A 12,906-nucleotide genomic window follows, 5' to 3' on the forward strand; every position below is an offset into this window, starting at 1 on the left:
AGGTTGGGCGCCGACTCTGTGGGAGCGGGTTTACCCGCGAAGGGGCCGGGAAACCCAGCACAAAAAAAGGGGAGCATTCGCTCCCCAGAGGTTAACCGCTTGCAGATGAAGGCTTCTGTCAGCCTTCGATCTCGATCAGGATCTCGCCCGGGGTTACCCGGTCGCCCTTGGCCACGTGGATGGCCACGACCTTGCCGGCGATGGCCGCCTGGACTTCGGTCTCCATCTTCATCGCCTCGGTGATCAGCACTGCCTGGCCGGCCTTGACCACATCGCCTTCCTTGACCAGCACATCGACGATGTTGCCCGGCATGGTGGTGCTGACATGGCCCGGTTCGCTGGCCTGCTTGCGCTTGCTGCCGCCACCGCCGACGAAGTCGTTGAGCGGCTCGAACACCACTTCTTCCGGCATGCCGTCGATGGACAGGTAGAAGTGGCGCTTGCCTTCGGCCTTGACGCCCACGCCGGTGATGTCGACGCGGTAGGTCTCGCCGTGCACGTCGATGACGAACTCGGTCGGTACGCCCTCACCGCCCACCGAGCCCACCGCGCCGGCTTCCGGAATCGGCAGCAGGGCTTCGGGCTTGAGGGTGCCGGCTTCGCGCTCCTCGAGGAACTTGCGGCCAATGTCGGGGAACATGGCGAAAGTCAGCACGTCTTCCTCGGAGTGCGCCAGGCTGCCGATATCGGCACGCAGCTTGGCCATCTCCGGCTTGAGCAGATCGGCCGGGCGCACGTCGATCACTTCCTCGCTGCCGATGGCCTGGCGGCGCAGCTGCTCGTTGACCACGCCCGGAGCCTTGCCGTAACCGCCCTGCAGGTACAGCTTCACTTCGTTGGTAATGGTCTTGTAGCGCTCGCCGGCCAGCACGTTGAAGAACGCCTGGGTGCCGACGATCTGCGAGGTCGGGGTCACCAGCGGCGGGAAGCCGAGGTCTTCACGCACCCGCGGGATCTCCGCCAGCACTTCGTTCATGCGGTTGAGCGCGCCCTGCTCCTTGAGCTGGTTGGCCAGGTTGGAAATCATCCCGCCCGGCACCTGGTTGACCTGCACGCGGGTGTCCACGGCGGTGAACTCGCTCTCGAACTGGTGGTACTTCTTGCGCACGGCGTAGAAATACAGGCCGATCTCCTGCAGCAGCTCCAGGTCCAGGCCGGTGTCGAACTCGCTGCCCTTGAGCGCGGCGACCATCGATTCGGTACCCGGGTGGCTGGTGCCCCAGGCGAAGCTGGAAATCGCGGTGTCGATATGGTCGGCGCCGTTTTCCACCGCCTTGAGCTGGCACATCGCGGCCAGGCCGGCGGTGTCGTGGGAGTGGATGAACACCGGCAGCGACTGCTCGGCCTTCAGCGCCTTGACCAGCTCGCCGGTGGCGAACGGGGTCAGCAGGCCGGCCATGTCCTTGATCGCCACCGAGTCGCAGCCCATGGCTTCCATCTGCTTGGCCTGCTGCACGAAGGCATCGATGGTGTGCACGGGGCTGGTGGTGTAGGCGATGGTGCCCTGGGCGTGCTTGCCGGCGGCCTTCACCGCCTCGATGGCCACGCGCAGGTTACGCACGTCGTTCATGGCGTCGAAGATGCGGAACACGTCGATGCCGTTGACCGCCGCCTTGGCGACGAAGGCCTTGACCACGTCGTCGCTGTAGTGGCGGTAGCCCAGCAGGTTCTGGCCGCGCAGGAGCATCTGCAGGCGGGTGTTGGGCAATGCGGCGCGCAGCTTGCGCAGGCGCTCCCACGGGTCTTCCTTGAGGAAGCGCACGCAGGCGTCGAAGGTGGCGCCGCCCCAGACTTCCAGCGACCAGTAGCCGACCTTGTCGAGCTTGTCGCAGATCGGCAGCATGTCTTCGGTGCGCATGCGGGTGGCCAGCAGAGACTGGTGGGCGTCGCGCAGGATCGTGTCGGTAACAAAGATTTTCTTGGACATTGTTCGGTTCCTCACAGGCCTGCGTGCGCGGCGATGGCGGCGGCGATGGCCAGGGCCAGCTCTTCGGGTTTGCGCTTGATCGAGTAGTTGGTCAGTTCAGGGTGGCTTTCGACGAAGCTGGTGTTGAACTGCCCGCTGCGGAATTCCGGGTTGCGCAGGATTTCCTGGTAATACGCGGCGGTGGTCTTCACCCCCTGCACGCGCATGTCGTCCAGGGCTCGCAGGCCGCGGTCCATGGCTTCTTCCCAGGTCAGTGCCCAGACCACCAGTTTCAGGCACATGGAGTCGTAGAACGGCGGGATGGTGTAGCCGGTATAGATCGCCGTGTCAGTGCGCACGCCGGGGCCGCCGGGAGCGTAGTAGCGGGTGATCTTGCCGAAGCTGGGCAGGAAGTTGTTCTTCGGATCTTCGGCGTTGATGCGGAACTGCAACGCGAAGCCGCGGTGCTGGATGTCTTCCTGCTTGATCGACAGCGGCAGGCCGGAGGCGATGCGAATCTGCTCGCGGACGATGTCGATGCCGGTGATTTCCTCGGTGATGGTGTGTTCCACCTGCACCCGCGTGTTCATTTCCATGAAGTACACCTCGCCATCGGCGAGCAGGAACTCCACGGTACCGGCGTTCTCGTAGTCCACCGCCTTGGCTGCGCGCACCGCCAGGTCGCCGATATAGGCGCGCTGCTCGGGGGTGAGCTGCGGGCTCGGAGCAATCTCGATGAGCTTCTGGTTGCGGCGCTGGATCGAGCAATCGCGCTCGAACAGGTGCACCACGTTGCCGAAGCTGTCACCGAGGATCTGCGCCTCGATGTGCTTGGGGTTGACGATGCATTTTTCCAGGAACACTTCCGCCGAGCCGAAGGCCTTGGTGGCCTCGGAGATGACACGGGGGAAGTTCTGCTCCAGCTCTTCACGGCTGTTGCAGCGGCGGATGCCACGCCCGCCGCCACCGGAGGTGGCCTTGAGCATCACCGGGTAACCGATGCGGTCACCCTCGCGCAGGGCTTCATGGATATCGGCGACGTTGCCTTCGGTGCCGGGCGTGACCGGCACACCGGCCGCGATCATGGTGCGACGCGCTTCGGTCTTGTCGCCCATGCGGCGAATGACATCAGCGGACGGGCCGATGAACTTGATTCCACGTTCGGCGCAGATTTCCGCCAGTTCGGCGTTTTCCGACAGGAAACCGTAGCCTGGATGCAAGGCATCACAGCCGGTCTCGACAGCAAGGTTCACCAGCTTGCGCGGGTTCAGGTAGCCGGCCAGGGGCTCGGCACCGATGCTGTAGGCCTCGTCGGCGCGCTTGACGTGCAAGGCGTGACGGTCGGCGTCGGCATAGATCGCGACGGAGCGAATGCCCATCTCGGCGCAGGCACGCACGATCCGAACTGCGATCTCACCCCGGTTGGCGATCAGGATTTTTGTTATCACTGGAGTCTTCCCAAAGCCGTAGGAACAGACGATCCGGTTCTACCGGTCGGCGCGTGACCAGACGTCGCTGGCCAGTCGCATATTCACCCTAGCGCTGAAGGACGATAAACAAAAATCAATATTTGTTAGGGGCAGTATTAGCAAAAGCTTATAGTTAGGTAACAAGGTTTTGCCGGAGCACTGGAGAAAATGCGTAAGTCCTTGATGCGTATGACTTTGCGTCAGCTGCAGGTGTTCAACGAGGTGTGTGATCTGCGCTCCTACAGCCGGGCGGCCGAGGAGATGGCGCTGACGCAACCCGCCGTTAGTCTACAGATCCGCCAACTCGAGGAGCTGGTCGGCCAGCCGCTGTTCGAGTACGTCGGCAAGAAGCTCTACCTGACCGAGGCGGCCGAGGCGCTGCAACGCGCCAGCCGGGATATCTTCGGGCGCCTGGAGAACCTCGACATGCAGCTGTCGGACCTGCAGGGCTCATTGCAGGGGCAGCTGAAACTGGCGATCGAGTCCAGCGCCAAGTACTTCGTGCCACACCTGTTCGCCGCCTTCAAGCAGCGCCACCCGGAGGTCAACCTCACCCTCACGGTGGTCAACCGGGCCCAGGCGATCCGGCGCCTTTCGGACAACCGCGACGACCTGACCATCATGTCCATGGTGCCCCAGGACATGGGTCTGGAATTCCTGCCCTTCCTCAACAACCCGATCATCGCCGTGGCACCGCCGGACCACCCGCTGTGCAAGCTGGAGCAACTGCGCCTGCAGGACCTCGAACCTCATACCCTGCTGGTTCGCGAGCAGGGCTCGGGCACGCGCAAGGCCTGCGAGGAGTTCTTCAAGGACAAGCGCGTGCACTTCACCCAGACCCTCGAGGTAGCCTCAACCGATGCCCAGCGCGAATGCGTGGTGGCCGGCCTGGGCATCGCCCTGCTGACCCGCCACGCAGTCAATTTGGAGCTGGCCACCGGCGTGCTCAGGGAACTGCCGGTGGAGGAGTTGCCGCTGTACCGCAGCTGGTGCCTGGTGCAATCCAAAAGCAAGCGCCAGTCGCCGGTCGCCTTGGCGTTCCAGGCGTTCATCCGCGGCGAACGTGCGCAAATCAGTGGGCTTGTTGAGCGTTTCTCGGGGAAGTTGCCGCCGATACCTGCCACACCGTGATGTCCTGCAGGTCGGGGTAGTCGGCCAGTTCGCGCAGCAGCTGGCGCTGGTCGCAGTAGCTTTCGATCGCGCGACGGAACTCCATGCGGCGCTGGTCCTTTTCCTGTTGCTTGCGAGCCTTGGCGTTGGGTTGGTACACACCTGCGTGATCATGTGCCATTGCCTTTCTCCCAGATAGGATGCGGGAGTTTCAGACTGGCAAGCTTGTTTTGCCGTTTCGCTGCCAAAGGGTGACAGATCGATGAATTCTGTCGGCCCATTCGCGGGTAAACCCGCTCCCACAGATTCACCACAGCACCTGAGGCTGGAGGGGAATCCTGTGGGAGCGGGTTTACCCGCGAATGGGCCGGTACAGGCGATCAGTCGTCGGTGGCCTTGATCGACTTCGGCGACAAACGCAGGCTGCGCAAGCTGCGCTTCACGCTCTTGAGGTGGTTGACCAGGCTTGGCCCACGGGCCATGGCCACGCCCATGGCCAGCACGTCGATCACCACCAGGTGGGCGATACGCGAGGTCAGCGGGGTGTAGATCTCGGTGTCTTCATGCACATCGATGGCCAGGTTGACCGTCGACAATTCGGCCAGCGGCGTCTGGCTCGGGCACAGGGTGATCAGGTTGGCGCCGCTTTCACGCACCAGGTTGGCGGTGATCAGCAGGTCCTTGGAACGCCCCGACTGCGAAATGCACACCGCCACATCGCCCGGCTTCAGGGTGACCGCTGACATCGCCTGCATGTGCGGGTCGGAATAGGCCGCGGCGCTGAGCAGCAGGCGGAAGAACTTGTGCTGGGCATCGGCCGCGACCGCGCCGGAAGCGCCAAAACCGTAGAACTCCACGCGCTGGGCCTGGGCCATGGCGGTCACCGCCTGCTGCAGCGCTTGCGGGTCGAGGTGCTCGCGCACTTCCATCAGCGTGTGCAGGGTGGTGTCGAAGATCTTCAGGCTGTAGTCGGCGACCGAGTCGTCTTCATGGATGGCAAACTGGCCGAAACTGGCGCCGGCGGCCAGGCTCTGCGCCAGCTTGAGCTTGAGGTCCTGGAAGCCCGAACAGCCTATCGCCCGGCAGAAGCGCACGATGGTTGGCTCGCTGATCCCCACGCTGTGCGCCAGGTCGGCCATCGAGCTGTGCATGACGGCAGCCGGATCGAGCAGCACATGGTCGGCCACTTTGAGTTCCGATTTACGCAGCAGGTGCCGCGATTGGTCGATATGTTGCAACAGATTCACGGGCTGGACTCGGTTATGATCGGCGTGCCGGGATGTAGCTTTCTTGTAGTTATACTACATGCTTGCCAACCCGCCCAGCTAAACGAACGTGGAGAGTGGTGGTTTGACGATTCCTTGCGACATCCTGGTCTTCGGCGGCACGGGCGACCTGGCCCTGCACAAACTGCTCCCGGCGCTCTACCACCTGTATCGCGAGGCCCGCCTGCACAACGCCGTGCGAATCATTGCCCTGGCCCGGCGCAACCTTTCGCGCAACGACTACCTCAAGCTCGCCGAACGCCACTGCCGGGCGCAGATCGCCCGCCAGGACTTCGACGAGGACGTCTGGCAGCGCTTCTGCGCACGCCTGGACTATTTCCCCATGGACGCCGCGCAAAGCGCCGACTTCGGTCGCCTGGCCCGCTACCTGGGCGAACCTGGCGGGTTGACCCGGATCTTCTACCTGGCCACCGCGCCCAAGCTGTTCGTGCCCATCGCCAACCACCTGCGCATCGCCGGCCTTGCCGACAGCGAGGCGCGCATCGTGCTGGAGAAGCCCATCGGTCACTCGCTGGAGTCGGCCACCGCGATCAACGAGGCCATCGGTGCGGTGTTCAGCGAACCGCAGGTGTTCCGCATCGACCACTACCTGGGCAAGGAAACCGTGCAGAACCTCATGGCGCTGCGCTTTGCCAATGCCCTGCTGGAGCCGGTGTGGCGCAACGGCCAGGTCGACCATGTGCAGATCAGCGTCTGCGAGACCCTTGGCGTGGAAAACCGCGGCGCCTACTACGACCGTGCCGGCGCCACCCGCGACATGCTGCAGAACCACCTGCTGCAATTGCTCTGCCTGGTGGCCATGGAGCCGCCGGCGCAGTTCGAGGCCGAGGCGGTGCGCGACGAAAAGGTGAAGATCCTCCGCGCGCTCAAGCCCATCACCGGCCAGGACGTGCAGGACAAGACCGTGCGCGGCCAGTACGGCGCCGGCAAGATCGGCGGCCAGGAAGTACCGGCCTACTACTTCGAGAAGGACGTGGACAACGACAGCGACACCGAGACCTTCGTCGCGGTGCAGGCGCACATCGACAACTGGCGCTGGGCCGGCGTGCCCTTCTACCTGCGCACCGGCAAGCGCATGGCGCGGCGCTCGTCGCAGATCGTCATCCAGTTCAAGCCGGTGCCCCACGAGCTGTTCAGCGGCGGCCAGGTCAACCAGTTGCTGATCCAGCTACAGCCGGACGAGCACATCAGCCTGCGCATGATGACCAAGAGCCCGGGCAAGGGCATGCGCCTGGCACCGGTCGAACTGGACCTGAACCTCGCCCAGGCCTTCGCCCAGACCCGCCGCTGGGACGCCTACGAGCGGCTGCTGCTGGATGTGCTGGAAGGCGACTCGACACTGTTCATGCGCCGCGACGAGGTCGAGGCCGCCTGGGCCTGGATCGACCCGATCCTGCAGGGCTGGGAGGAGCACTTCCAGGCGCCACGTCCCTACCCCGCCGGCAGCAATGGCCCGGAACAGGCCAACAGCCTGTTGGCCCGCCAAGGCCAGGCCTGGCACCTGTAGGAGCGGCCTTGTGTCGCGAACGGGCTGCAAAGCAGCCCCGACAACTCCAAGCCGGGCGCCTATTATCAACGCCTTGAAAAGGCTGACCTTCAGCGCAACAGGTCGGCCGTCGAGCGATCAAGCAGCGCGCGGAACGAGATCGCGTCCACCGGCCGGCTGATCAGGTAACCCTGCACCTCGTCACAGCCGTGCTCGCGCAGGAACTGCAATTGCTCGCGGGTTTCCACCCCTTCGGCCACTACCTTCAGTCGCAGGCTCTTGGCCATGGCAATGATCGCCCGGGTGATCGCCGCGTCCTGAGTCCCTTCTAACAGACCACGGATGAATGCCTGGTCGATCTTCACGTAGTCGACCGGGAACCGTTTGAGGTAGCTCAGCGACGAGTAGCCGGTGCCGAAATCGTCGATGGCCAGCTTCACCCCCAGCGCGTGCAGCTGTTCGAAGGTGGTGATGATGTGCTCGACGCTGTCCAGCAACTGGCTTTCGGTCAGCTCCAACTCCAGCAGGTGCGGCGCCAGGCCTGACTCCTGCAGGACCTGGCGCACCAGGCTGACCAGTTTGCCCTGGCGCAGCTGGTACACCGACAGGTTGACCGAAACGCGCACCTCCAGGCCCTGGCGCAACCATTCGCACGCCTGCCAGCAAGCCTGGCGCAGCACGAACTCACCCATGGGCGCGATCAGCCCGGTCTCCTCGGCCAGGCCGATGAACTCACCGGGCGGCACCATGCCCCACTCGGGGTGCAGCCAGCGCACCAACGCCTCGGCCGCATGCAGCTGGCCGGTGCGCAGGCACAGCTTGGGCTGGTAGTAGACTAGCAACTGGCGCTCGTCGATGGCCTTGCGCAGCTGGTTCTCCAGTTGCAGGCGCTCCAGGGTGCTGGCGCGCAAGCTCTCGGTGTAGAACTGGAAGCTGTCGCCGCCCAGATGCTTGGCATGCTGCTTGGCCATGTCGGCCTGGCTGACCAGGGCATTGAGGTCCTGGGTGGCGTCGGACAACAGGCTGATACCTACCGAGGCGCTGATCACCACCTCGTGCCCACCGACGCGCTGGGGTACGCGCAGCTTGTCGAGCAGCCGGGTGGTGACGCGCACCAGGCTCGACAGGTTGGTGTAGCCGTCGAACAGCACGGCGAATTCGTCGCCGGACAGGCGCGCCACGGTGTCGGCCTCCGGCACCGCGTTGGCCAGGCGCTGGGCCATCTTCTTGAGCAGCTGGTCCGCCAGTTCATGGCCCAGGCTCTCGTTGAGCAGCTTGAAACGGTCCAGGTCCACATGCAGCAGCGCCAGGCTGCGGCCGTTCAGGCGCATGCGCTGCGCCGCCTCGTGCAGGCGCAGGCGGAACAGCGCGCGATTGGCCAGCCCGGTGAGGTCGTCGTAATGCGCCAGGTAGCGCAGGCGCTCCTCGGATTCGCGGCGTGCGGACAGGTCGGTGAAGAAGCCGACGATGTTGACGATCCGTCCCCGAGGGTCATTCACGCTGTTCAGTTGCAGCCACTGCGGGTAGAGCTCGCCGTTCTTGCGCGCCTCGACCAGCTCTCCCTGCCAGCGACCCTGCTGCTCCAGGGCCTGGTCGATAGCCTGGCTGTGGCGCCGGGCATCGCGGCTGCAAGGCAGTTCCAGGGCATTGCGGGCGATCAGCTCGGCCCGGCCGTAGCCGGTGACATCGCAGAAGGCCTGGTTCACCGCCAGCAACTGGAAGTCCGCATCGAGAATGGCGATCCCTTCGCTGGCCGCCTCGAACACCGTCGCGGCCAGGCGCTGCTGCTCTTCCTGTTCCTTCTGCACAGTGATGTCGCGGCGGGTGCCGAGCATGCGCAGGACCTTGCCCTGGCTATCGGACTCCACCGCCCGCCCGCGGTCCTCGATCCAGCACCAGTGGCCTTGGGCGTGGCGTATGCGGTACTCGACCCGGTAGTCCTCGGTGCGCCCCTTGAGGTGCTCGACCAGCGTGCGCCGCAGCACGGGCAGGTCGTCGGGATGCAGCCGCGGCTTGAGGTCGGCGCGCACCGAGCGGACCTGCTCCGGATCCAGGCCAAATAAAGTGTGCAACTGGGTGTGGTGGACCTCGTCGGTTTCCAGGTTCCAGTCCCACAGTCCGAGCTCACTGGCCTGCAAGGCCAGGGCCAGGCGCTGCTCGCTCTTGCTCAGGGCCTGGTTGGCCAGATCCAGCTCATGACTGCGTTGGGCCACCCGCTGCTCGAGGCCGGCATGGGCCTTGCGCAGGTCGTCCTCGGCCCGGCGTCGTTGGGCGATCTCGGCGCTGAGCTGACGGTTGAGGCCCTCGCCATGGCGCTGGGCGTTCTGCAGGTGCTCGATCAGCGCCTGGTTCTGGAAGCGGCGCAGCAGGCCGCGCTCGATCAGGCGATTGACCTGCCAGGCCACCACCATCAGCGCCACCAGCAGGATCAGCCCCAGCCAGCCCCAGCCGCGCTGGTGCCCGGCGTCATAGACGAACAGAAACGCGATCGGCGGCAGCAGGCACGGCAGGGCGAAGCTGAGAAACGCCGGCAGGCTCACCGCGTAGGCGACACTGGCGGACAACGCCGCCGCGCCGAGCAGGCCGAAGACCCAGGCCTGCTGCACGAAGTTGTCCGCCGGCGCCAGGGCGATGACCGCGCTGGCCAAGGTCAGGCCGCTGAACGCCGAGCCGAGCAGGAACATGCGCCGCCAGGTCGGCTTGGCCTGGCGCGCCGGCGTCGCCGCGTCGAAGGCCGCCACCTGGATCACCCGCAGCGCCACCAGCGCCAGCAACCAGGCCAGCCACACCCCGACCAGCAGATAGCGCGCAGGGCTCCACAGCAGCCAGGCGCAGAGCAGGCCGTTGAGCAGCATGAACAAGGTGGGCAACAACGAGCCCTGGTACAGCAGGCGAGTACGCTCGATCGACAGCTGGGTGGCGAATTGCCTGCGAACGCTCCTTGTCGTCTCCGGCGATGCTCCGATCGCCCCGCAATCCTGGGTCATATTGGCTGGTTTCTTTTGTGTTCTTGTTATGGCTGACCGCAAATGTGCAGGGAGCATACACAAGCACCGCGTCGGACCAAACTGCTCTGCGTCATGATTTCGAAAATGTCTGCTGCGTCCAGGTCTGACCGCTCAACCACGGGTGCCGGGCAAGACCACCGATGAACGGTCGAGCGTCCGCCCGGCGATTTGCACCCGGGGCGTTTGCCCCTGCCTTCGCGCGGCCATAGAATGCCCGGATGCATAATGACGACCTCTCCCTCCTGCTGAACTCCCTCAACGACGCTCAACGCCAGGCCGTGGCGGCCTCGGTGGGGCGCCAACTGGTTCTGGCCGGCGCCGGCTCGGGCAAGACCCGCGTGCTGGTGCACCGCATCGCCTGGCTGATCCAGGTCGAGCAGGCCTCGCCGCACTCGATCCTGTCGGTGACCTTCACCAACAAGGCCGCGGCGGAAATGCGCCAGCGGATCGAGCAACTGCTGGGCATCAACCCGGCCGGCATGTGGGTCGGCACCTTCCACGGCCTGGCCCACCGCCTGCTGCGGGCGCACTGGCAGGAGGCGGGGCTGGCGCAGAACTTCCAGATCCTCGACAGCGACGACCAGCAGCGCCTGATCAAGCGGGTGATCCGCGAGATGGGCCTGGACGAGCAGAAATGGCCGGCGCGCCAGGTCCAGTGGTTCATCAACGGGCAGAAGGACGAAGGCCTGCGCCCACGCCATATCCAGGCCAGCGGCGACCTGTTCCTGGCCACCATGCGCGACATCTATGTCGCCTACGAGCAGGCCTGCGACCGCGCCGGGGTCATCGACTTCTCCGAGCTGCTGCTGCGCGCCCTCGATCTGTGGCGAGACCACCCGGACCTGCTCAGGCACTACCAGCGCCGCTTCCGCCACCTGCTGGTGGACGAGTTCCAGGACACCAACGCCGTGCAGTACGCCTGGTTGCGCCTGCTGGCCTCCGGTGGCGACAGCCTGATGGCGGTGGGCGACGACGACCAGTCGATCTACGGCTGGCGTGGCGCCAAGATCGAGAACATCCACCAGTACACCGCCGACTTCCCGGACGCCGAGCTGATCCGCCTGGAGCAGAACTACCGCTCCACCGGCGGCATCCTCAAGGCCGCCAACGCCCTGATCGCCAACAACAGCGGGCGCCTGGGCAAGGAACTGTGGACCGACATGGGCGAAGGCGAGCCGCTGACGCTCTACGCCGCTTACAACGAGCATGACGAAGCGCGCTACGTGGTCGAGACCATCGAAAGCCTGATCAAGCAGGGCAACGCGCGTAACGAAGTGGCCATCCTGTACCGCTCCAACGCCCAGTCGCGGGTGCTGGAAGAGGCCCTGCTGCGCGAACGCATCCCGTACCGCATCTATGGCGGCCAGCGCTTCTTCGAGCGCGCCGAGATCAAGAACGCCATGGCCTACCTGCGCCTGCTCGAAGGTCGCGGCAACGACGCGGCGCTAGAGCGGGTGATCAACGTGCCGCCACGGGGCATCGGCGAAAAGACCGTTGAGGCCATCCGCGACCACGCCCGCCACAGCCAGCTGTCGATGTGGGAAGCCATGTGCCAGCTGCTCGCCGCCAAGGCCCTCAAGGGCCGCGCCGCCAGCGCCCTGGGCGCGTTCATCGAGCTGCTCGAGAACCTCGCCGCCAAGGTGCTGGACATGCCGCTGCACCTGATGACCCAGACGGTCATCGAGCAGTCCGGGCTGATCGTCTATCACCAGGAAGAAAAAGGCGAGAAAGGCCAGGCCCGGGTGGAAAACCTTGAGGAACTGGTCAGCGCGGCGCGCAACTTCGAGACCAGTGACGAAGACGCCGACCTCTCGCCGCTGTCGGCGTTCCTCGGCCACGCTTCGCTGGAGGCTGGCGACACCCAGGCCGACGAGCACGAGGACAGCATCCAGCTGATGACCCTGCACAGTGCCAAGGGCCTGGAGTTCCCGTACGTGTTCCTGGTAGGCATGGAGGAAGGCCTGTTCCCGCACAAGATGAGCCTGGAAGAGCCCGGTCGTCTTGAAGAGGAGCGCCGCCTGGCCTACGTGGGGATTACCCGGGCCATGCGCCAGCTGGTCATGACCTACGCCGAGACCCGTCGACTATATGGCAGCGAGACCTACAACAAGGTGTCGCGCTTCGTCCGGGAGATCCCCGCCGGACTGGTGCAGGAGGTGCGCCTGTCGAACACCGTCAGCCGTCCGTTCGGTGGCGCGAAGACGCCGGCCAGCAGCCTGTTCGCCAACGCCAGCATCCCGCAGACCGCCTTCAGCCTCGGCCAGCGGGTGCAGCATGCGGTGTTCGGCGAGGGCGTAATCCTCAACTTCGAGGGCTCCGGGGCCCAGGCACGGGTGCAGGTGAACTTCTCCGAGGGCAGCAAATGGCTGATGCTGGGCTACGCCAAGCTGGAAGCTATCTGACTGGACTGAACGACACGCGCCTGTAGGAGCGGCCTCGTGCCGCGAAAGGGCCGCAAAGCGGCCCCGGCAATTTCAGCGTCACACCGCAACAGGGGCTGCTGCGCAGCCCTTTCCGGCCGGTCCGACGCCTCGGCAAGGCCGCTCCTACAGGTGAACGCGTAGATCCGGGCGATCAGGCAAAAGCTCGAAACATCTTGTCGCTGGCTATGTCTGCCAGTTCATGTGCACCATGACGCGCG

8 protein-coding genes are annotated in these 12,906 nt (G+C 65.0%); 3 read left to right on the forward strand and 5 right to left on the reverse strand.

What is annotated here, in order from left to right:
• Positions 1–118 precede the first annotated feature (118 nt).
• Together oadA and PRtIB026_RS02690 are read right to left on the reverse strand one after the other, a co-directional pair.
• Positions 119–1,927: a sodium-extruding oxaloacetate decarboxylase subunit alpha gene (gene oadA, locus PRtIB026_RS02685; protein WP_203649335.1), complete on the reverse strand. Its 1,809-nt coding sequence runs from the start codon at positions 1,925–1,927 to the stop codon at positions 119–121.
• A gap of 11 nt (positions 1,928–1,938) precedes the next feature.
• Positions 1,939–3,354: an acetyl-CoA carboxylase biotin carboxylase subunit gene (locus PRtIB026_RS02690; RefSeq protein WP_203649333.1), complete on the reverse strand. Its 1,416-nt coding sequence runs from the start codon at positions 3,352–3,354 to the stop codon at positions 1,939–1,941.
• A gap of 204 nt (positions 3,355–3,558) precedes the next feature.
• On the opposite strand from PRtIB026_RS02690, the gene PRtIB026_RS02695 reads away from it, so the two are divergent.
• A complete protein-coding gene (locus tag PRtIB026_RS02695; protein ID WP_203649331.1) occupies positions 3,559–4,506 on the forward strand; it encodes a LysR family transcriptional regulator in 948 nt (315 codons plus the stop codon).
• Here PRtIB026_RS02695 and PRtIB026_RS02700 read toward each other — a convergent pair.
• Both PRtIB026_RS02700 and hexR read right to left on the reverse strand, forming a co-directional pair.
• Positions 4,448–4,666, reverse strand: coding sequence for a PA3496 family putative envelope integrity protein (locus PRtIB026_RS02700; RefSeq protein ID WP_203649329.1), 219 nt, complete (start codon positions 4,664–4,666; stop codon positions 4,448–4,450). The genes PRtIB026_RS02695 and PRtIB026_RS02700 overlap by 59 nt on opposite strands.
• 199 nt (positions 4,667–4,865) lie before the next feature.
• On the reverse strand, positions 4,866–5,732 hold the full coding sequence (hexR, locus tag PRtIB026_RS02705) for a transcriptional regulator HexR (protein WP_023630201.1): 867 nt from the start codon (positions 5,730–5,732) through the stop codon (positions 4,866–4,868).
• Positions 5,733–5,835: 103 nt separating this feature from the next.
• On the opposite strand from hexR, the gene zwf reads away from it, so the two are divergent.
• On the forward strand, positions 5,836–7,278 hold the full coding sequence (gene zwf / locus PRtIB026_RS02710; protein WP_203649326.1) for a glucose-6-phosphate dehydrogenase: 1,443 nt from the start codon (positions 5,836–5,838) through the stop codon (positions 7,276–7,278).
• Between the two features lie 89 nt (positions 7,279–7,367).
• Here the strand turns inward: zwf and PRtIB026_RS02715 are convergent, their stop codons facing one another.
• Complete coding sequence (locus tag PRtIB026_RS02715) at positions 7,368–10,244, reverse strand: EAL domain-containing protein (protein ID WP_203649321.1); 2,877 nt, start codon at positions 10,242–10,244, stop codon at positions 7,368–7,370.
• Between the two features lie 239 nt (positions 10,245–10,483).
• On the opposite strand from PRtIB026_RS02715, the gene uvrD reads away from it, so the two are divergent.
• The gene (gene uvrD / locus PRtIB026_RS02720; RefSeq protein ID WP_203649319.1) at positions 10,484–12,667 is read left to right on the forward strand and encodes a DNA helicase II; all 2,184 of its coding nucleotides are present in this window, start codon (positions 10,484–10,486) and stop codon (positions 12,665–12,667) included.
• The last annotated feature ends 239 nt before the right edge of the window (positions 12,668–12,906 follow it).

The organism is Pseudomonas sp. RtIB026, from assembly GCF_016861355.2.
Lineage (GTDB): Bacteria > Pseudomonadota > Gammaproteobacteria > Pseudomonadales > Pseudomonadaceae > Aquipseudomonas > Aquipseudomonas peradeniyensis.